Source organism: Streptomyces sp. NPDC042336 (assembly GCF_055581985.1).
Window position 1 is genome coordinate 157,649 of record NZ_JBVJEA010000001.1, and the last position, 17,734, is coordinate 175,382.

Annotated in this window: 18 protein-coding genes; 10 read left to right on the plus strand and 8 right to left on the minus strand. The window is 72.1% G+C overall.

Going from position 1 to position 17,734, the window contains the following annotated elements:
• Positions 1 to 31: 31 nt before the first annotated feature.
• Positions 32 to 352 (plus strand): DMT family transporter, encoded by a 321-nt coding sequence (locus ACZ6IM_RS00710; RefSeq protein WP_003975912.1) that lies wholly within the window; start codon positions 32 to 34, stop codon positions 350 to 352.
• Here ACZ6IM_RS00710 and ACZ6IM_RS00715 read toward each other — a convergent pair.
• Entirely contained in the window at positions 346 to 2,820 is a 2,475-nt protein-coding gene (locus ACZ6IM_RS00715; protein WP_469553528.1) for a transglycosylase domain-containing protein, read from the minus strand. The two genes, ACZ6IM_RS00710 and ACZ6IM_RS00715, sit on opposite strands and share 7 nt — an antisense overlap.
• A 275-nt stretch (positions 2,821 to 3,095) precedes the next feature.
• Between ACZ6IM_RS00715 and ACZ6IM_RS00720 the strand changes: the two genes are divergently transcribed.
• The 4 genes from ACZ6IM_RS00720 to ACZ6IM_RS00735 all read left to right on the plus strand — a co-directional run bounded on the left by ACZ6IM_RS00720 (position 3,096) and on the right by ACZ6IM_RS00735 (position 6,827).
• Positions 3,096 to 3,902: an ABC transporter permease gene (locus tag ACZ6IM_RS00720; protein WP_469553530.1), complete on the plus strand. Its 807-nt coding sequence runs from the start codon at positions 3,096 to 3,098 to the stop codon at positions 3,900 to 3,902.
• On the plus strand, positions 3,895 to 4,782 hold the full coding sequence (locus ACZ6IM_RS00725) for an ABC transporter permease (RefSeq protein WP_469553532.1): 888 nt from the start codon (positions 3,895 to 3,897) through the stop codon (positions 4,780 to 4,782). The genes ACZ6IM_RS00720 and ACZ6IM_RS00725 overlap by 8 nt, the downstream gene beginning before the upstream one ends.
• Positions 4,783 to 4,892: 110 nt before the next feature.
• The gene (locus ACZ6IM_RS00730; RefSeq protein ID WP_469554234.1) at positions 4,893 to 5,957 is read left to right on the plus strand and encodes an ABC transporter ATP-binding protein; all 1,065 of its coding nucleotides are present in this window, start codon (positions 4,893 to 4,895) and stop codon (positions 5,955 to 5,957) included.
• Positions 5,958 to 5,990: 33 nt separating this feature from the next.
• Positions 5,991 to 6,827 carry a DUF1707 SHOCT-like domain-containing protein gene (locus ACZ6IM_RS00735; protein ID WP_469553534.1) on the plus strand — a complete coding sequence of 279 codons (837 nt, stop codon included), beginning with the start codon at positions 5,991 to 5,993 and terminating at the stop codon, positions 6,825 to 6,827.
• A 43-nt stretch (positions 6,828 to 6,870) separates the two neighbouring features.
• Here ACZ6IM_RS00735 and ACZ6IM_RS00740 read toward each other — a convergent pair whose 3' ends face one another.
• The gene (locus ACZ6IM_RS00740) at positions 6,871 to 8,235 is read right to left on the minus strand and encodes an SGNH/GDSL hydrolase family protein (RefSeq protein WP_469553536.1); all 1,365 of its coding nucleotides are present in this window, start codon (positions 8,233 to 8,235) and stop codon (positions 6,871 to 6,873) included.
• A gap of 199 nt (positions 8,236 to 8,434) precedes the next feature.
• Between ACZ6IM_RS00740 and ACZ6IM_RS00745 the strand changes: the two genes are divergently transcribed.
• From ACZ6IM_RS00745 to ACZ6IM_RS00755, 3 genes are all read left to right on the plus strand, one after another.
• Positions 8,435 to 9,823 carry a DUF445 domain-containing protein gene (locus ACZ6IM_RS00745; RefSeq protein ID WP_469553538.1) on the plus strand — a complete coding sequence of 463 codons (1,389 nt, stop codon included), beginning with the start codon at positions 8,435 to 8,437 and terminating at the stop codon, positions 9,821 to 9,823.
• A 72-nt stretch (positions 9,824 to 9,895) separates the two neighbouring features.
• Positions 9,896 to 11,410, plus strand: coding sequence for an MFS transporter (locus ACZ6IM_RS00750; protein ID WP_052841681.1), 1,515 nt, complete (start codon positions 9,896 to 9,898; stop codon positions 11,408 to 11,410).
• A gap of 47 nt (positions 11,411 to 11,457) precedes the next feature.
• Positions 11,458 to 11,817 carry a VOC family protein gene (locus ACZ6IM_RS00755; RefSeq protein WP_052841680.1) on the plus strand — a complete coding sequence of 120 codons (360 nt, stop codon included), beginning with the start codon at positions 11,458 to 11,460 and terminating at the stop codon, positions 11,815 to 11,817.
• Positions 11,818 to 11,833: 16 nt separating this feature from the next.
• Here ACZ6IM_RS00755 and ACZ6IM_RS00760 read toward each other — a convergent pair whose 3' ends face one another.
• Positions 11,834 to 12,136 carry a hypothetical protein gene (locus tag ACZ6IM_RS00760; protein ID WP_052841679.1) on the minus strand — a complete coding sequence of 101 codons (303 nt, stop codon included), beginning with the start codon at positions 12,134 to 12,136 and terminating at the stop codon, positions 11,834 to 11,836.
• 159 nt (positions 12,137 to 12,295) lie between these two features.
• On the opposite strand from ACZ6IM_RS00760, the gene ACZ6IM_RS00765 reads away from it, so the two are divergent.
• Together ACZ6IM_RS00765 and ACZ6IM_RS00770 are read left to right on the plus strand one after the other, a co-directional pair.
• On the plus strand, positions 12,296 to 13,180 hold the full coding sequence (locus tag ACZ6IM_RS00765; protein WP_469553540.1) for an alpha/beta fold hydrolase: 885 nt from the start codon (positions 12,296 to 12,298) through the stop codon (positions 13,178 to 13,180).
• A gap of 117 nt (positions 13,181 to 13,297) precedes the next feature.
• Positions 13,298 to 13,771 carry a carboxymuconolactone decarboxylase family protein gene (locus ACZ6IM_RS00770; RefSeq protein ID WP_052841677.1) on the plus strand — a complete coding sequence of 158 codons (474 nt, stop codon included), beginning with the start codon at positions 13,298 to 13,300 and terminating at the stop codon, positions 13,769 to 13,771.
• 60 nt (positions 13,772 to 13,831) lie between these two features.
• Here ACZ6IM_RS00770 and ACZ6IM_RS00775 read toward each other — a convergent pair whose 3' ends face one another.
• From ACZ6IM_RS00775 to ACZ6IM_RS00795, 5 genes are read right to left on the minus strand one after another with little or no spacing between them, the layout of a single operon-like run.
• On the minus strand, positions 13,832 to 15,058 hold the full coding sequence (locus tag ACZ6IM_RS00775) for a cytochrome P450 family protein (protein ID WP_052841676.1): 1,227 nt from the start codon (positions 15,056 to 15,058) through the stop codon (positions 13,832 to 13,834).
• Between the two features lie 11 nt (positions 15,059 to 15,069).
• The gene (locus ACZ6IM_RS00780; RefSeq protein WP_052841675.1) at positions 15,070 to 16,302 is read right to left on the minus strand and encodes a cytochrome P450; all 1,233 of its coding nucleotides are present in this window, start codon (positions 16,300 to 16,302) and stop codon (positions 15,070 to 15,072) included.
• A complete protein-coding gene (locus tag ACZ6IM_RS00785) occupies positions 16,299 to 16,982 on the minus strand; it encodes a GTP-binding protein (protein WP_469553542.1) in 684 nt (227 codons plus the stop codon). Before ACZ6IM_RS00785 ends, ACZ6IM_RS00780 begins: the two co-directional genes overlap by 4 nt.
• The gene (locus ACZ6IM_RS00790) at positions 16,960 to 17,313 is read right to left on the minus strand and encodes a DUF742 domain-containing protein (RefSeq protein WP_052841674.1); all 354 of its coding nucleotides are present in this window, start codon (positions 17,311 to 17,313) and stop codon (positions 16,960 to 16,962) included. Before ACZ6IM_RS00790 ends, ACZ6IM_RS00785 begins: the two co-directional genes overlap by 23 nt.
• The gene (locus ACZ6IM_RS00795; RefSeq protein ID WP_052841673.1) at positions 17,310 to 17,732 is read right to left on the minus strand and encodes a roadblock/LC7 domain-containing protein; all 423 of its coding nucleotides are present in this window, start codon (positions 17,730 to 17,732) and stop codon (positions 17,310 to 17,312) included. Before ACZ6IM_RS00795 ends, ACZ6IM_RS00790 begins: the two co-directional genes overlap by 4 nt.
• Positions 17,733 to 17,734 lie beyond the last annotated feature (2 nt).

The window sequence follows — 17,734 nt, forward strand, 5'->3', positions numbered from 1 at the left end:
CCGTTCAGTTCGCTTCACGGAGGTGCCTGTCATGGCGTGGGTCTTGTTGTTCGTCGCCGGTCTGCTCGAGGTCGGCTGGTCGATCGGGATGAAGTACACCGACGGTTTCACCCGGCTGTGGCCGAGTGTGTTCACCGGTGCCGGGATCGTCGCGAGCATGATGCTGCTGTCGTACGCGGCCCGGACGCTGCCCATCGGTACCGCCTACGGCGTGTGGGTGGGCATCGGCGCGGCCGGGGCGGCGGTGCTCGGCATGGTGGTGCTGGGGGAGCCGGCGACCGCCGCCCGGATCTTCTTCATCTGTCTGCTGCTGGTCGCCGTGGTGGGTCTGAAGGCGACCTCCGGTCACTGACGCCGGGGTGTGACGGGGATGCCGGCGACCGCGCCGGCGTTGGTGCCCGCGCCGTCGCCGTCCCCGCCGCCCGCGCCGTCGGTGTCCCCGCCGCCGGGCCCTGTGCCGCCGTTCGAGGAGTCGTCGCCGCCCCCTCCGTCGCCGCCGCCCGTGGGGCCCGGCTCGGTGCTGGGGCCCCCCGTGGTGGGGGTGCCGCCGCCGGTCGACGGGGGGTCGCTCTCGGTGCCGCCGGAGTCGCCGGGCGGGGTGCTGCTGCCGGAGTCGCCCGGGGTCTCGGTGCCGGAGCCGTCCTGGTCGCCGGTGGAGTTCTCGTCGCTCTCGTCGCCGGGGCTCTCCTCGCCGTCGCCCGGTTCGTCCGAGGCGTCGCCGGACGGGGGCGCGGTGACGTCGGCGCCGTCCTGGAGCTGGAGGTCGAAGTCGGCGACCGGTTCGCCCTTGAGGGCGTTGCGGGTGTACTGGCCCCAGATCTCGGCGGGGGCGCCGCCGCCGTTGATCCGCTCCAGGCCCATGGCACCGTACAAGGGCTTGTGGGCGGCGGTCTTGGGGTCCTGGCCCATGACGGCGACGACGGTGGCGAGGTCGGGGGTGTAGCCGGCGAACCAGGCGGCCGTGTCCTCCTCGGCGGTGCCGGTCTTGCCCGCGGCGGGGCGGCCGGCGGCCTGGGCGGCGACGGCGGTGCCGTTCTGGACGACGCTGCGCAGCACTGACGTGGTGGTGTCGGCGGACTCGCGGCTGACGGCCTGGTGCTCGCGCCGCTCGGGCAGCTCGACCTCCTGCTTGCCGTCCTTCGTGACCTTCTCGACCAGCGTGTACGTGCCGTGCCTGCCGTGGTTGGCGAGGGTGGCGTAGGCCTCGGCCATGTCGAGGGGACTGGCGGTGGCGACGCCGAGGGCGATCGAGGGGGAGGGGGTCAGTTCGGGGGTGTCCGGGGAGAGTCCTAGGTCGATCGCGGTCTGCTTGACCTTGTCGGAGCCGACGTCGACGGCCATCTGGGCGTACACGGCGTTGATGGACTTGTCGGTGGCCTCGCGGACGGTGACGTGGCCGTAGTCGCGGTGGTCCTCGTTCTCGGGGGCGTAGCGGCCGCCGCTCCAGCCCTGGACGGGGCGTTCGCTGGTGCCGTCGTAGCGGGTGTTGGGGTTGATCGTCTGGCCGCTCTGCGTCTCGGAGTGGTTCTCGACGGCGGAGGTGAACACGAAGGGCTTGAAGGTGGAGCCGACCTGGAAGTCGCGGCGGACGGCGTTGGGTGTGTACTGCTTGACGTAGTCGATGCCGTTGTACATCGCGACGACCTTGCCGGTCTTCGGGTCGACGGAGGCGCCGCCGGCCCGGACGTAGGTGTCGACCTTGCGTTCCTTCTTGTCCAGCTGGGACATCAGCTTGTCGTCGACGGCCTTGACGAAGGCGTCCTGCTTGTCCTTCTGGAGGGTGGTGGTGATGCGGTAGCCGCCGCGGCCGAGTTCCTCCTCGTCGACGATGTCGTTCTCGATCAGGTACTTCTTGACGATGTTGACGACGTAGCCGCGCTGTCCGGACATGCCGGTGGAGATGGTGGACTGCTTGGGCTTGGGGAACTTCGCGGCGGCGCGGTCGGCGGGGGTGAGCCAGCCCTTGTCGACCATGCCGTTCATGACGTAGTCCCAGCGGGCCTCGGCGGCGGGCCTGTTCTCCGGGTGGGCGACGACGTCGTACTGGCTGGGGGCGTTGAGCAGGGAGGCGAGGTAGGCGCCCTGGGCGGCGGTGAGGTCCTTGGCGTCGACGCCGAAGTAGGCCTGGGCGGCGGCCTGGATGCCGTAGGCGCCGCGGCCGAAGAAGCTGGTGTTGAGGTAGCCCTCGAGGATCTCGCTCTTGCTCTTCTCCCGGTCGAGCTTGATCGAGATGAAGAACTCCTTCACCTTGCGGGTGACGGTCTGCTCCTGGCCCAGGTAGTAGTTCTTGACGTACTGCTGGGTGATCGTGGAGCCGGACTGCTTGCCCTTGCCGGTGGCGGTGTTCCAGCCGGCCCGGACCATCGCCCCGGGATCGATGGCGGACTCGGTGTAGAAGTCGCGGTCCTCGGCGGCGAGGACGGCGTGCTGGGCGTCCTTGGAGATGCGGGCGAGGCCGACGCTCTCGCGGTTGACCTCGCCGTCGCGGGCGAGGACGCTGCCGTCGGCGTAGAGGTAGACGTTGGACTGCTTGGTGGCGAGCGCGTTGGCGGCGGGGATCTGGACGAGGTGGTAGCCGAGGAAGAAGCCGCCGACGATCAGCAGGAGTCCGACGACGACGGTGCTCAGTGCGATGCGCCAGGTCGGGATCAGGCGGCGCCATCCGGTGCGCTTGGGCCGCCTGGGCTTCTTCGCCTTCGCGGACGCGCCCGGCGTTCCCGCTGCTCCCGGTGTGCCCGGCTCCCCCGTCTGCCCCTTGCCGGCCGCCTGGGGATCTCTCGGGGCCCAGCCCGGCTGCTGCGGCTGCGGCTCGTCGCTCATCTCGTGCACGGACTCCTGTTTCGCTTCTGCTTCGCTTCGTACGGTTTTCGCATCGTACGGTTTTCGGGTCGTACAGTCTGGTCGGTCTGGTCTCGTACGGCCTTGTGCGTCTGTGCGCCCTCTGGCGCGTTCCCACGTCTTTGACGCCTCTGAAGAAGACTCTCGCACCGGGCGTTCCGTTCCCACTCGACGGCACACCCGTGAAATTCCGTGGCCGGGGGCCCCGCCGTCGCACTAGGCTCCTGCGCTTTGGTGCCGATCGGAGGGGGAGGGCAGTGGGCGCGGGCTCGGGGCGGTTGTACGCGGCCGTCGCGGCGGGCGGATTCCGACGGTACGCGACGTACCGGGCGGCCACCGCGGCCGGAGTGTTCACCAACACCGTCTTCGGGCTGATCCTGGTGTACACCTATCTGGCTCTGTGGGACGAGAAACCGCAGCTCGGCGGGTACGACCAGGCGCAGGCCGTGACCTTCGTGTGGCTGGGGCAGGCGCTGCTGGCGGCGCTGGCGATCGGGGGCGGCGGGTTCGAGGACGAGTTGATGGAGCGCATCCGTACGGGTGATGTCGCCGTCGATCTGTACCGTCCGGTGGACCTCCAGCTGTGGTGGCTGGCGGCGGACGTGGGGCGGGCGCTGTTCCAGTTGCTGGGCCGCGGTGTGGTGCCGTTCGTGTTCGGGTCGCTGTTCTTCCCGGTGGCGCTGCCGCGGGAGGTGTCCGTGTGGGCGGCGTTCCTGGTGACGCTGCTGCTGGCGATGCTGGTGGGTTTCGCGCTGCGCTATCTGGTGGCGCTCTCGGCGTTCTGGCTGCTCGACGGCACCGGGGTGACCCAGATGGCGTGGCTGGCGGGGCTGTTCTGCTCGGGGATGCTGCTGCCGCTGAACGTGTTCCCGGGGGTGCTCGGCGAGGTGGTGCGGGCGCTGCCCTGGTCGTCGCTGCTCCAGGCGCCGGCGGACGTGCTGCTGGGGGAGGCGGATCCGCTGCGGACGTATCTCTTCCAGGCGTCCTGGGCGGTGGCGCTGCTGGCGCTGGGCCGGCTGGTGCAATCGGCGGCGACGCGACGGGTGGTGGTCCAGGGTGGCTGAGGCGGTCGAGGCGGTCGAGGCGGTCGAGTCGGTCGAGTCGGTCGAGGCGGCCGGGACGGGGGTGCCGCGCGGGCGGGTCGTCGAGGGGGTGCGCGCGTACGGGCTGATCGCGGGGATGTGGATCAGGTCGACGATGGCGTACCGGACGTCCTTCGCGCTGACCACGCTCGGGAACTTCGCGATGACCGCGCTGGACTTCGTGGCGATCCTGCTGATGTTCTCCCGGGTCGACGCGCTGGGCGGCTACACGCTGGCCGAGGTGGCGTTCCTGTACGGGCTGTCCGGGGTCTCCTTCGGTCTCGCCGACCTCTCGATCGGCTCCATGGAGCGGCTGGGGCGCCGGGTGCGCGACGGCACGCTGGACACCTTGCTGGTGCGTCCGGCGCCGGTGCTGGCGCAGGTGGCGGCGGACCGGTTCGCGCTGCGCCGTCTCGGCCGGGTGACGCAGGGGCTGCTGGTGCTGGGGTACGCGCTGGTGGTCGTCGACATCGACTGGACGGCGGGGAAGCTGCTGCTGATGCCGGTGATGCTGCTCAGCGGGGCGGCGATCTTCGGCGCGGTGTTCGTGGCGGCGGCGGCGTTCCAGTTCGTGGCGCAGGACGCCTCGGAGGTGTCCAACGCCTTCACCTACGGCGGTACGACGATGTTGCAGTACCCGCCGACCGTGTTCGCGCTCGACCTGGTGCGCGGGGCGACCTTCGTGGTGCCGCTTGCGTTCGTGAACTGGCTGCCGGCGAGCTATGTGCTGGGGCGGCCCTATCCGCTGGACCTGCCCGGGTGGGTGGCGTTCACGCCGCCGCTGGTGGCCGTGGCCTGCTGTGCAGCGGCGGGGCTGGCCTGGCGGGCGGGACTGCGTGCGTACCGGAGTACGGGGAGCTGACGGAGATGGCGGAGAGGACGGAGACGGCGGGCATGGCGGACACGGCGGGGTCCGGGACGGAGACGGCGGGCATGGCGGACACGGCGGGGTCCGGGACGGAGACGGCGGGCATGGCGGACACGGCGGAGTCCGGGACGGAGACGGAGCGGGCGGCGGAGGCGGAGCGGGCGGCGGAGTCCTCGGCGGCGGTGGGCGCGGCGGCGCCGCACGCGGCGGCCTTCATCGAGCTGGACGGCGTCGAGAAGGTCTTCGACGTGCGCAAGAAGACCGGCTTCCTGAAGCGGGAGCGGCGGCAGGTGCGGGCCGTGGACGGGCTGTCGTTCACGGTGTCGCGCGGCGAGATGGTCGGCTACATCGGCCCGAACGGCGCCGGGAAGTCGACGACGATCAAGATGCTCACCGGCATCCTGACGCCCAGCGGCGGGCGGCTGCGGGTGGCCGGCATCGACCCGTCCCGGGAGCGGACCCGGCTGGCGCACCGCATGGGGGTGGTCTTCGGGCAGCGGACGACGCTGTGGTGGGACCTGCCGCTGATCGACTCCTACCGGCTGACGCACCGCATGTACCGCATCCCGGACGCCCGTTACCGGGAGAACTTGGACCGCTGCGTCGAACTCCTCCAGCTCGGTGAGCTGCTGGACGTGCCGGTGCGCCAACTGTCGCTGGGCCAGCGGATGCGCGGCGACATCGCGGCGGCGCTGCTGCACGATCCGGAGGTGCTGTACCTGGACGAGCCGACGATCGGCCTGGACGTGGTCTCCAAGGCCAAGGTGCGGGGGTTCCTGCGGGACTTGAACGCCGAGCGCGGCACGACCGTGCTGCTGACCACGCACGACCTCCAGGACATCGAGCAGCTCTGCTCGCGCGTGATGGTCATCGACCACGGGCGGCTGATGTACGACGGCCCCCTGGACGGCCTGCACGAGGCGGGGGAGAGTGAACGCACCCTGGTGGTGGACCTGGAGCGGGAGCTGCCGCCGATCGAGGCGCCGGAGCCCGCGCGGGTGGTGCGGGTGGAGGGGCCCCGGCAGTGGCTGGCGTTCCCGGCGTCGGCGTCGGCGGCCGGGCTGGTGGCGGCGGTCGCGGCCCGGTATCCGCTGGTGGACCTGTCGGTGCGGGAGCCGGACATCGAGTCGGTCATCGCGAAGATGTACGCGGAACGCGCGGGCGCGTAGTGCCGGGCGCGGTGACCTCGTAGGCTGCTGTACATGACCGACGACGCCCCGGAACTCCGCGCCTCCGACGCCGACCGTGAACGAGTCGCCGAGGTCCTGCGCGACGCCCTCGCCGAGGGGCGCCTGGACATGACCGAGTTCGAGGAGCGGCTGGACGCCACGTACAAGGCGCGTACGTACGGGGAACTGGCGCCGATCACCCGCGACCTGCCGGTCGGCGCGGTGGCCGAGGCGCCGCGGGTCTCGATGACGAAGGAGCCCGAGCGGGCCGGCGGCTGGTCGGGCCGGATCACCGGCGGCGAGGCTTCGTCGACCTGGGCGGTCGCCGTGATGTCCGGTTTCCAGCGCAAGGGGCGCTGGACGGCGCCGAGGCGGTTCAACTGCTTCGCGTTCTGGGGCGGCGGGGAGATCGACCTGCGCGAGGCGGACTTCGCGGCCGGCGAGATCGTGATCAACTGCGTGGCGATCATGGGCGGGATGAACGTGGTCGTGCCGCCGGGCGTCGAGGTGGTCGTGCGCGGCCTCGGCATCATGGGCGGCTTCGACCACAGCGAGGAGGGCGTCCCGGGCGACCCGGGCGCCCCGCGCGTGATCGTGACGGGCTTCGCCTTCTGGGGCGGCGTCGGCGTCGAGCGCAAGGTGACGCGGGCGCAGCGGCAGCGGCTGAAGGAGGAGCGCCGGCAGGAGAAGCTGGAGCGCAAGGCCGCGCTGCGGGAGCTGCACGACTCCGTCCGGGAGAGCGTGGAGGGGCCCCACCGCAGGATGCTGGAGGGCCACCGGGACATGCTGCGCGAGCAGCGTGACGAACGCCGCGAGCAGCGCGAGCTGCGCCGCGAGGACCGCGACCGCCGCCGGCGGGGCGAGAACTGAGCGGGACGGGGGCCGCGCCCCCTGGCACCCCGGGTGGGTCCCGCTACGCCGCGACCGGCGTCGCACCCTTGAGCGCGTCGAGGTCGAGGATCCGGCCCATGCGCGCGTACCCCTTGTCGCTGGGGTGCAGGTGGTCGCCGCTGTCGTAGTCGGAGCGCAGGCTGCGCGGGTCGTAGGGGTCGCGCAGCGCCTTGTCGAAGTCGACGACCGCGTCGAAGACCCGGCCGGCGCGGATCTCCTCGTTGATCTCCTGCCGCATCGTCTCGCGGGCCTTCGTGTACCCGCGGTGGCCGCCGAACGGCATGATCGTCGCGCCCACCACCCGCAGCCCCCGGGCGTGCGCCTGGTCGACGAGGGTGCGCAGGCCGGTGAGGATGCCGTCGCGGTCGGCCAGCTCCGGGCTGTTCAGGATGTCGTTGACGCCGAGGGCGATGACGACGGCCTTGGCGTTGGTGCGCTCCAGTACGTCGCGTTCGAAGCGGCTCAGCCCGCTCGGGTTGTCGGCCGGGCGGCCGGCCCTGCTGGTCAGGATCCGGTTGCCGCTGATGCCCTCGTTCACGACGCTGTAGCGGGGCGTGTTCCGGCCGGTGGCGGCCGCCTCGTGCAGGCGCGCGGCGAGGATGTCGGTCCAGCGGTGGTTGGCGTCGGCCTCGGCGCCGAGGCCGTCGGTGATCGAGTCGCCGAACGCCACCAGCGTGCCGTCGGCCTCGTGGCTCAGCACGTCCAGCGCGGTCAGGTAGCGCCAGTACGGCGTGGGGGTGGTGTACGCGACGGCGGTGACGTCGGCCGTGCGGTCGCCCTCGGCGAGGTAACTGGTCTGCCGGGCCTGCGGATGGTAGGTCACCGGCCCGGACGGGATCGGGGAGTACGTGCTGACCAGGACGTCCGTGCCGTAGGGGATCGCGATGCGGGCGATGTCGCTCATCACCTGGCCGCCCGCCGGGATGATCACCCGGGTGCTGCCTCCGAAGGTCAGCACGCGCAGGGTGCCGGTGGCCGCGGCGGGCGTGCCGGGCCCCGCGGCCAGGGCGATCGAGGCGTGTGTGACGGTCAGCGGCGACTGGCCGTACAGGTTGGACAGGGTGATCCGCGCGCTGGTGCCGCCGACCGAGGTGTGCACGAGGTTGCGCACGGAGCGGCCCGCCATGCCGGTCGTCTCGGTGCCCGGCTCGGCCGCGGCCGGTGCGGTGGCCCAGGCGCCCACCCAGGCGCCCGTGGAGGCGGGGGCGGCGTCACCCCGCGGGAGACGGCCTCCGGCCTGCAATGCGTGGTCCCTGGTGCCGTCGTCCGCGGACGCTCCGGCGTATATGGCCGCGGAGATCGCCACTATCAGGGTGACGATCGCCGCGAGCAGGGCACGGTGCTTGGTGGGAGGCGCCCCCGCACCCCCGTCACGACCCCGGGTCATGCTGTTCTGTTCTCCTCGGGCGAGGGGAGCCCCGAGGCTCCGGTCCGATGAACCCATGATGCGTCACGGGCGGAGGAAAGGCCGCAGGAGCCCCGGGCGTTCCCCCTCCCGGGACAGACGCCGGGAACTTGTGTTCCGTTCCAGGAGTCGGTCAGGAAGGGACAATGTGTGAGGTACGTATCAGCGAACGGTGGAGCGGATGGAACGCACGAGGGCGGAACTTCCTGAGGGCGCGGGAGGTACAGGTGGTTCCGGGGGTGCCGGGGAGGGCGGTGCGGGGGCGGACCTCGGCGGTGCGGGCGCCGGTGCGGTCCGCGACCGCGCGATGACGTCCTTCAGCCCGGCGGACGAGGAGAAGCGCCGCGGGGTGCGCCGGATGAAGCTCACCGCCACCGGCCTGCTGCTCTTCGTCGCCGTGGTCTACGTCCTGGCCGAGTGGGCCTCCCACCGGGGCGCGGGCGCCTGGGCGGGCTACGTGTCGGCCGCCGCCGAGGCCGGCATGGTCGGCGCGCTCGCCGACTGGTTCGCGGTCACCGCGCTCTTCCGCCACCCCCTGGGCATCCCCATCCCGCACACCGCGATCATCCCGAAGAAGAAGGACCAGCTCGGCGTCTCGCTGGGCGAGTTCGTCGGGGAGAACTTCCTCTCCGAGGCCGTCGTGCGCCAGCGGCTGCGCGCCGTCGGCATCGGCAGCCGCCTCGGTGCCTGGCTCGCCGTGCCCGAACACGCCGACCGGGTGACGGCCGAGCTGTCCGCCGCCCTGCGCGGCGCCCTCACCGTGCTGCGCGACTCCGACGTCCAGGCGGTGGTCGGCGAGGCGATCACGCGCCGTGCCGACGCCCAGGAGATCGCCCCCGGCATCGGCAAGATGCTGGACCGGGTCGTCTCCGACGGCGGTCACAAGCGCGCCGTCGACCTGATCGTCTCCCGCGCCCACGACTGGCTGATCCTGCACGGCGACTCGGTGATGGACGCCGTACAGGGCGGGGCACCCGGATGGACCCCCCGGTTCGTCGACCGGAAGATCGGCGACCGGGTCTACAAGGAGCTGCTGCGCTTCGTCACCGAGATGCGCGACATGCCCGCCCACCCCGCGCGCGGCGCCCTCGACCGCTTCCTCACCGACTTCGCCGCCGACCTCCAGTCCGACACGGAGACCCGCGCGCGCGTGGAGCGGCTGAAGACCGAGGTACTGGGCCGCGGCGAGGTCCAGGACCTGATCGCGTCCGCCTGGACGGCCGTACGATCCATGATCGTCTCGGCGGCGGAGGACGAGCGCAGCGAGCTGCGGCTGCGGGTGCGCGCCTCCCTGCTGTCCCTGGGCTCCCGGATGGCCTCCGACCCCAAGGTGCAGGGCAAGGTCGACCGCTGGGTGGAGAGCGCCGCGGTGTACGTCGTCACCACCTACCGCAAGGAGATCACCTCCCTGATCACCGACACGGTGGCCGGCTGGGACGCCGAGCACACCACGAAGAAGATCGAGGCGAACATCGGCCGCGACCTCCAGTTCATCCGCATCAACGGCACCGTGGTCGGCTCCCTGGCCGGGCTGCTGATCTACACGGTCTCCCGCATCCTGGGGGCGTAGCTCCCGGCGCGGCGGGCGTGTTCCCTCCCGCGTTGGGCACACGTGAGGCGTTCGCTCGACGGAGAGGGAGCCATGACAGCACAAGCGTCGTCGTCGGGTCCGGTGCCCGCCTCCACCGGGACGGTCACCACGGCCGTCCCCGCCCGCCTGGACCGGCTGCCCTGGTCGCGCTGGCACTGGATGATCGTGATCGGTCTGGGCACCGTCTGGATCCTGGACGGCCTGGAAGTCACGATCGTCGGCAACGTCGCCGGACGCATCGCCGAGGACGGCAGCGGCCTGGACATCAGCTCCGCGCAGATCACCGGCCTCGCCGCCGCCCTGTACGTGGCGGGTGCGTGCTCGGGCGCCCTGTTCTTCGGCTGGCTGACCGACCGGCACGGCCGCAAGAAGCTGTTCATGATTACGCTGGTGGTCTACCTGGCGGCCACCGCGCTGACCGCGGTCTCCTTCGAGTCCTGGTGGTTCTTCCTCTTCCGCTTCCTCACCGGTTTCGGTATCGGCGGCGAGTACGCGGCGATCAACTCCGCGATCGACGAGCTGATCCCGTCCCACTACCGGGGCCGGGTCGACCTCATCATCAACGGCAGCTACTGGCTGGGCGCGATCGGCGGCGCCCTGCTGTCGATCGTGATGCTGGACACCGACATCTTCGCCAAGGACCTCGGCTGGCGGCTCAGCTTCGCCCTCGGCGTGATCCTGGGCCTGGTGGTGCTGCTGGTGCGGCGGCACGTCCCGGAGAGCCCACGCTGGCAGTTCATCCACGGCCAGGGCGAGAAGGCGGACGCCCTCGTCTCCTCCGTCGAACGGGAGATCGAGGAGGAGAAAGGCAAGGAACTGCCGCCGCCGGCCGGTGAGATCACCATCCACCAGCGCAAGTCCATCGGCTTCGGCCTGATCGCCAAGACCGTCTTCGGCCGCTACCCGCGCCGCGCGATCCTCGGCCTGTCCCTCTTCATCGGCCAGGCCTTCCTCTACAACGCGATCACCTTCGGCTTCGGCACCATCCTCATCACCTTCTTCGACGTGCCGACCGGCAGCACCGGCTACTACTTCGCCGTCATCGCCGCCGGCAACTTCTGCGGTCCGCTGGTGCTCGGCCCGCTCTTCGACACCGTCGGCCGCCGGATCATGATCTCCGGCACCTATCTGCTCTCCGGCATCCTGCTCTTCGGCACGGCCTGGCTCTTCGACCGGGGCTCGCTCACGGCGACGACCATGACGGCCTGCTGGTGCGTGGTGCTGTTCTTCGCCTCGGCGGGCGCCTCCAGCGCGTACCTGACCGTCTCCGAGATCTTCCCGATGGAGACCCGCGCCATGGCCATCGCCTTCTTCTACGCCCTCGGCACCGCCGCCGGCGGTATCAGCGGCCCGCTGCTCTTCGCCGACCTGACCGAGTCCGGCGTGGTCGGCGACACGGTCATGGCCTTCCAGATCGGCGCCGGCCTGATGTGCGCGGCCGGTCTGGTCGCGGCGTTCCTCGCGGTCAAGGCGGAACGCCGCTCGCTGGAGGACATCGCCGAACCGCTGTCGACGGCGGCTCCGGACTCGCCCGGAACGGCCGGCTCCGCGGCGAGGACCGCGTAGCGTCCCAGACGCCGACCCGACCCGGCACAGACGTCGAGGAGCCTCCGATGACCATCCGCAGGATCGTCCCCAACATCCACGTCGAGACCGAGGGGCAGTGGAACACGAGCCGCGAGTTCTACGGCCTGCTCGGCTTCGAGGAGGTCATGGACATGGGCTGGGTGACGACCCTGGCCTCCCCGTCCAACCCCACGGCCCAGATCAGCCTCTTCACCGAGGAGCGCACGGCGCCCGTCGTCCCCGACCTGAGCGTCGAGGTCGAGGACGTCGACGCGGTCTACGCCCAGGTGACCGCGTCGGGCGCCGAGATCGTACGGGAGCCGCGGGACGAGGAGTGGGGCGTGCGGCGCTTCTTCGTACGGGATCCCAACGGCCGGGTGATCAACGTGCTCACCCACCGCCCCTGACCGGCGCCGCGGGCGTTCAGGCGCGCCGGTCGGCGACCGCCCACGAGGCCAGGGCCACGGCGCCCGCCGCACCGAACACGGCGGGCCAGGCGCCCACCTTCTTGGCCAGCGGGTGCGAGGCGGCGAAGCCGGCGACGTACGCGGCCGTCAGCGCGCCCGCGGCCCTCCCGCCGGCCCGCGCCCGCCACTGCTGCGCGGCGGCGGCCCCGGCGACGGCGAGCACGGCCCCGCCGAGCTGCCGCTTCCTGGTCCAGCGGGCCACGCCGTACCCGCCGACGAGACCGCCCGCGGCCACCACCGCGCTGGGAACCTTCGCCATCTGTGCCTCCTGCTCCGACGCCGGCCGGACCCGCTCCGGCCGTACCGACTTGTCGGGACCGAGGCTAATCCCCGCCCCTTTCGGCCGAACACCGAGCCCTGATCGTGACACTTGCGGGTATCCGCTCCGTTGGGGGAGATGAGCACCCTAAGGAGACCGATGACCACGCAGCGTCCCGGCACGTACGATCCGCCCCGCCCCCGGACGATCACGCTGGACGGCGCCCGCGTCGCCTGCTGGGAGTCGGGACCGCCGGACGCCGAGCCCGTACTGCTCCTGCACGGCTACCCCGCCGACCACCGGAGCTGGCGCCACCAGGTCCCGGCCCTGTCCGCCCGCCACCGGGTCATCACGCCGGACCTCCTCGGCTGGGGCGCCTCCGAGCGCCCCCTGCACCTGCCCTTCGACTACGGCACGGAGGTCGCCCGGCTCGGCCCGCTCCTCGACGCGCTGGAGCTGGACTCGGTGAACCTGGTCGGCCACGACTACGGCGGCTTCCTCGCCCTCGGCTTCACCGAGGACCACCCCGGCCGGGTGCGCAGGCTGGCGCTCCTCAACAGCCGCGCGCACGCCACCTTCACCCGCCGCTGGTACGCCGTGTTCAGCCTGCTGGGCCTCCTCGGACGCAGCCCCGTGCTCCGCCGCCCGGCGCGGCACCTGCCGTACGCCGCCCTGCACCGCCGCTCCTTCGCGCCGCTCGTGCGCGCCGGCCACCTCGACGCCCGCGTCCTGGACGGCTACGTCGGCTGGATGGCCACGCCCGAGGGCCGCCGCTGGCTGCTCCACTACTTCGCCGAGTACCGCACCCCGGTCCGCCCCGAACTGCGCCGGCGGCTGCGCGGCATCACCTGCCCGACGGCGGTCGTCTGGGGCCGCGCGGACCCGTACCTGAGCCCGGCGATCGCCACCGAGCTGGCCGGGTCCGTGCCCCGCGCCGAGCTGACCATGCTGGAGGACGCCGGTCACTGGGTGATGGACGAGCGCCCGGCCGTCGTGACCGACGCGCTGAGCCGACTGCTGGAACGTACGATCCCCAACGGGTGAGACGCAGGTCACAGGCGGGTCGCGCCGCCACCTGTCACATCGCGCCGCCGGCATCCGTCGTAGCTGTGTACGGCCCGGAAGCCGGACACCAGACATGCGACGACGGAGGAATCCACCATGGAAGCGCGCCTCAACCTGTTCGCCAACCCGCTCGCCGGCAAGCTGCTGCGGCACATCAACTCCGCGGGCAAGGCCGTGAGCGACTCGACGCTGCCGGCCGCGACCCAGGAACTGGTCAAGATCCGCGCCAGCCAGATCAACGGCTGCGGTTTCTGCCTCGACATGCACACCAAGGACGCGGCGAAGGCGGGGGAGACCTCGCTGCGCCTCAACCTGATCGCCGCCTGGCGGGAGGCCAAGGTGTTCACCGACGCGGAGCGCGCCGCCCTGGAGCTGACCGAGCAGGGCACCCGCATCGCGGACGCCTCCGGCGGCGTCACCGACGAGGCCTGGGCGGAAGCGGCGAAGCACTACGACGAGGAGCAGCTCACCGCCCTCGTCGGACTGATCGCCGTCATCAACACCTACAACCGGCTGAACGTCATCACCCAGCAGCCGGCCGGCGACTACGAGCCGGGGATGTTCGGCTGAACCCCCCGGCTCCGGCCGTCGACCCCCGGCTTCCCGACCCCTGGTCCCGCGGCGTGCCGCTCAGCCGGCGTGCAGCAGGACCGGGAGCCGCTGGTGGCCGTTGCTGATCAGCGAGGGCACCGGCGGCAGCTCCTCGGCCGGATCGGCGAGGCGGATGTCCGGGAAGCGGCCGAAGAGGCTCTCCAGCGCGAGGGTCACCTCCATGCGGGCCAGCGGCGCGCCCAGGCAGAAGTGGACGCCGTGGCCGAAGGCGAGGTGCTCCTTGAGGGTGCGGGTGGCGTCGAAGGTGTCGGCGTCCTCGTGCCAGTCCGGGTGTCGGTTGGCGGCGGCGTAGGAGGCGAGGATCGCCTCCCCGCGGGCGATGGTCCGCCCGTCCGGCAGCGGGATGTCCGTGACCGCGTACCGCAGCGGCAGGTGCTTGACCGCCGGTTCGTGGCGCAGCGTCTCCTCCACCACGTCCCCCCAGGTGACCTCGCCCTTGCGGACCAGTTCGAGCTGGTCGGGGCGGGTCAGCAGGGAGTACACGGCCTGGTCGATGACGTTGACGGTGGTCTCGTAACCGGCGCTGATCATCAGCAGCAGGGTGTCGCGCAGCTCCTCGGGGGAGAGGCGGTCGCCGTCGCCCTCGTCGTCCCGCGCGGCGATGAGCAGGGACGTCATGTCGTCGCCCGGGGTGGCGCGCTTGGCCGCGATGAGCTGGTCAAGGACCTCGTACAGGCGCGCGGTGTTGGCCTGCGCCTCGGCCTGGTCCAGGGTGGTGTCGAAGACGCCGTCCACGAGGGCGCGGAAGCCGTCGCGCCGGTCCTCGGGCACGCCCATGAGGTGACCGATCACCGCGATGGGCAGCGGGTAGGCCAGCTCCTGCCGCAGGTCCACCGGCTCACCGGCGGGAAGCTCCGCGAGCCGGTCGACGAGCCCGGTCACCATCGACTCGACGGCCGGCCGCATCGCGTCGACGCGACGGGAGCTGAAGGCGGGCGCCACCAGACGGCGCAGCTTGCGGTGGCCCGGCCCGTAGGCGGTGAACATGTTCTCCACCGCCACCCACAGGGCGAGCGGCCAGGTGCCGACCACCTCGCCGAAGGCGGGCCAGTGCGCCCGGGCGTCCTTGGAGACGTCGGGGCTGGTCAGCAGCTTTTTGAGGAGGACGGGGTCGCTGACCGACCAGGCCTGGACCCCGAGGACGTCCACCCGGGTGGCCGGGCCCCCCTCCCGCAGGGTGCGGTGCTCGGCGTGGTGACCGGCGCCGGTGGGGTCGAGGACGAGGACGGGCTGCTGGGTCGCCATGGCCTGGCTCCTTAGTGTGCGGCGGATTGCGCGGCGGGGAAGGTGACGGGCAGGGATTCGAGGGCGCGGTGGAACGGGCCGGGGCGCCACGTCAGTTCGGCGGCGGGACGGGCGAGGTCCGTCTCGGGCAGCGCGTCCAGGAGGTGGGTGACCGCGGTCTCGGCGATGAGGTAGGCGTGCGAGCGGGCCGGGCAGGTGTGCGGGCCGGTGCTCCACGCCAGGTGGGCGCGGTTGCCGCCGTGCTGTCCCGCGGGCACGCCCTCGGTGAGGGCCGGGTCGTTGTTCGCGGCCGCCATCGAGATCACCACCGGCTGGTCGGCCGGCAGCAGCACGCCCTCGACGTCGACGGGGTACGGGGGATAGGAGATGCAGTAGTTCGCCATCGGCGGGTCGGTGTAGAGGACGGCGTCGAGCGCGTCGCGCACCGTGGACAGCCCGGCGTGCAGGTCCGCGGAGAACTCCTCGTCGGTGAGGATCTTCAGGATCGTGTTGCTGATCAGGTTGGTCATGGGTTCGATCCCGGCGCCGTAGAGCGTGACGAGCTGATGGCTCATCTCCTCGTCGCTCAGCCCGACGGGATGGAGGGTCAGCCGGGAGGTGATGTCGTCGCCCGGGTGGGTCCGGCGCAGGGTCACGAGGTCGGACACGGCCTGCGCGAGGATCACGTTGCCCTGGTCGGCGTTGGTGGTGTCGAAGATCTTCGCCATGCCGTCGGCGATGCGCTGCCCGATCTCGTCCGGGCAGCCGAGCAGCGCGCTGAGCACGCGGAAGGCGATGGGAAAGGAGTACTGGGTGAGCAGGTCCGCCGAACCGGCGGCGCGGAACGCGTCGATGGCGCCGTCGGCGACCTGCTCGACGAGGGCGCGCAGCCCGTGCTGGTCGACCTGGTCGATGGCGTGGGTGTTGGCCGCCCGGTAGCGGGCGTGCTCGGCGCCGCCCGAGCGCAGCGCGTTGGGCCGCCACTCCATCATCGGCCGCACCGGGCAGGTCGCCGGGATCAGCTTCTCCCAGGCGCGGGGGTCGGCCGGGAAGTGCAGCGGGTCGTTCAGGATGCGGCGGGCCTGGTAGTAGCCGATCACCAGGGTCGCGGGGACGCCGGGCGCCAGGTCCACCGGGACGAGCGGACCGTGGGTGCGGCGCATGCGCCGGTAGGCGGCGTGCGGGTCGGCGGCGAACTCCGGGGCGTACAGGGCGAACCGGCCCGGCTCACTCGTCGGCGCGGTCTCGGTGGAGGGCAACGTCATCGGCGGGACTCCAGGAGGGCGGCTGAACGGTGCTCGGAGAGGTACTCCGTGAGCGTGATCAGGGCGTGCAGGGAGGAGGTGCGGTCGCGGGCGTCGCAGTACGTCAGCGGCGTGGCCGGTTCCAGGGCCAGCGCCTCGCGAAGCTCGGCCTCGGGGTAAGCCGGCGCGCCGGGGAAGGTGTTGATGGCGACGGCGTACGGGATGCCCGCGCCGTCCAGCAGCCCGAGGGCGTCGTGGGAGGCGTCGAGGTCGCGGGTGTCGGCCAGGACCAGGCAGCCGAGGGCGCCCTCGGCCAGGTCCTCCCACAGCGGCTGGAAGCGGGACTGGCCCGGCAGCCCGAACAGGTACAGCGCGATCCGGCCGCCGGCCATGTGGATGCGGCCGAAGTCCATCGCCACGGTGGTCGTCGTCTTGTGCGGGGTGCCGCGCAGGTCGTCCACACCGGCGCTGGCCTGCGTGATCGGCTCCTCCATCCGCAGCGGACGTACCTCCGAGACGCTGCCGATCAGCGTCGTCTTGCCGACGCCGAAGCCGCCCGCGACCACGATCTTGGCCGACCGGGTCACCGTGGCGGGGACGTAGGTGACGGACCGGTCGGTGCCTTCGGCCCCGGTGGACTCGTCGGTCCGGCCGGTCCGGCCGGTCCGGTCGGCCCGGTCAGACAAGGGAGCGAAGTCCACGGAGTACCTCCTGCAGCAGGTCGAAGTCGGGCTGGTCGTCGATCGCGGCGACCGGGCTGGAGAGGTGGCCGGAGTCCATCAGCGAGGAGACGAGGATGCGCACCGTGGAGGGCGGCAGCTCCAGCGCGGCCGCGATGTCGGCGACGGCCAGGCCGCCGTCCGCACCCGCGAAGAGCCGCATCACCCGGCGGGCGTCCGGGCCGAGGGTGTCCGTGGGACCGGTCGCGGCGATGACCACGCTCTCCAGGCGCACGTCCTCGCGCGCGCGGATCCGGCCCCCGGTGCGGACGTAGGGCCGGACCATGTCGGGATCGCGCCGCGGCCCGCTCATACCGGTGAGCCGCCGTCCGCGACCGGTACGCGCTCCTCCGTGGCCAGCTCGTGTCCCACCCGGGTGGCCAGCCGCACCATGTGGTGCGAGATCAGCCCGACGTCGGCGTCGGGGCCGGTCGTGCACACCGACAGCATGGTGTTCCTCGCGGCGGTCGTCGTCAGGCCGATGCAGCCGACCGACTCGATCAGCAGCTGCCGCATCCCCGCCCCGCCGGTGAACTCGTCCCAGGCCTTGCCCGCCGCGCGCAGCGCCGCCGTCAGCGCGGCGAACTTCTCCCCGTCGTCCTGGCCGATCGTCCGGGTGCGGGCCTTCAGCAGCCCGTCGCTGCTCATCAGCACGGCGTACCGGACGCCCTCGACGCTGCCGAGTTCCTGGTCCAGCAGCCAGCCCAGGCTGTTGGTGTGTGTGTCTTGCACGA

Bases quoted from the DNA above. Each gene is read 5' to 3' on its own strand.
- ACZ6IM_RS00710 (WP_003975912.1), top strand. From the start codon at position 32: ATGGCGTGGGTCTTGTTGTTCGTCGCCGGTCTGCTCGAGGTCGGCTGG.
- ACZ6IM_RS00755 (WP_052841680.1), top strand. From the start codon at position 11,458: ATGACCATCCGCAGGATCGTCCCCAACATCCACGTCGAGACCGAGGGG.
- ACZ6IM_RS00715 (WP_469553528.1), bottom strand. From the start codon at position 2,820: ATGAGCGACGAGCCGCAGCCGCAGCAGCCGGGCTGGGCCCCGAGAGAT.
- ACZ6IM_RS00745 (WP_469553538.1), top strand. From the start codon at position 8,435: ATGGAACGCACGAGGGCGGAACTTCCTGAGGGCGCGGGAGGTACAGGT.
- ACZ6IM_RS00740 (WP_469553536.1), bottom strand. From the start codon at position 8,235: ATGACCCGGGGTCGTGACGGGGGTGCGGGGGCGCCTCCCACCAAGCAC.
- ACZ6IM_RS00780 (WP_052841675.1), bottom strand. From the start codon at position 16,302: ATGACGTTGCCCTCCACCGAGACCGCGCCGACGAGTGAGCCGGGCCGG.
- ACZ6IM_RS00730 (WP_469554234.1), top strand. From the start codon at position 4,893: ATGGCGGACACGGCGGAGTCCGGGACGGAGACGGAGCGGGCGGCGGAG.
- ACZ6IM_RS00775 (WP_052841676.1), bottom strand. From the start codon at position 15,058: ATGGCGACCCAGCAGCCCGTCCTCGTCCTCGACCCCACCGGCGCCGGT.
- ACZ6IM_RS00760 (WP_052841679.1), bottom strand. From the start codon at position 12,136: ATGGCGAAGGTTCCCAGCGCGGTGGTGGCCGCGGGCGGTCTCGTCGGC.
- ACZ6IM_RS00750 (WP_052841681.1), top strand. From the start codon at position 9,896: ATGACAGCACAAGCGTCGTCGTCGGGTCCGGTGCCCGCCTCCACCGGG.
- ACZ6IM_RS00790 (WP_052841674.1), bottom strand. From the start codon at position 17,313: ATGAGCGGGCCGCGGCGCGATCCCGACATGGTCCGGCCCTACGTCCGC.
- ACZ6IM_RS00770 (WP_052841677.1), top strand. From the start codon at position 13,298: ATGGAAGCGCGCCTCAACCTGTTCGCCAACCCGCTCGCCGGCAAGCTG.
- ACZ6IM_RS00765 (WP_469553540.1), top strand. From the start codon at position 12,296: ATGACCACGCAGCGTCCCGGCACGTACGATCCGCCCCGCCCCCGGACG.
- ACZ6IM_RS00735 (WP_469553534.1), top strand. From the start codon at position 5,991: ATGACCGACGACGCCCCGGAACTCCGCGCCTCCGACGCCGACCGTGAA.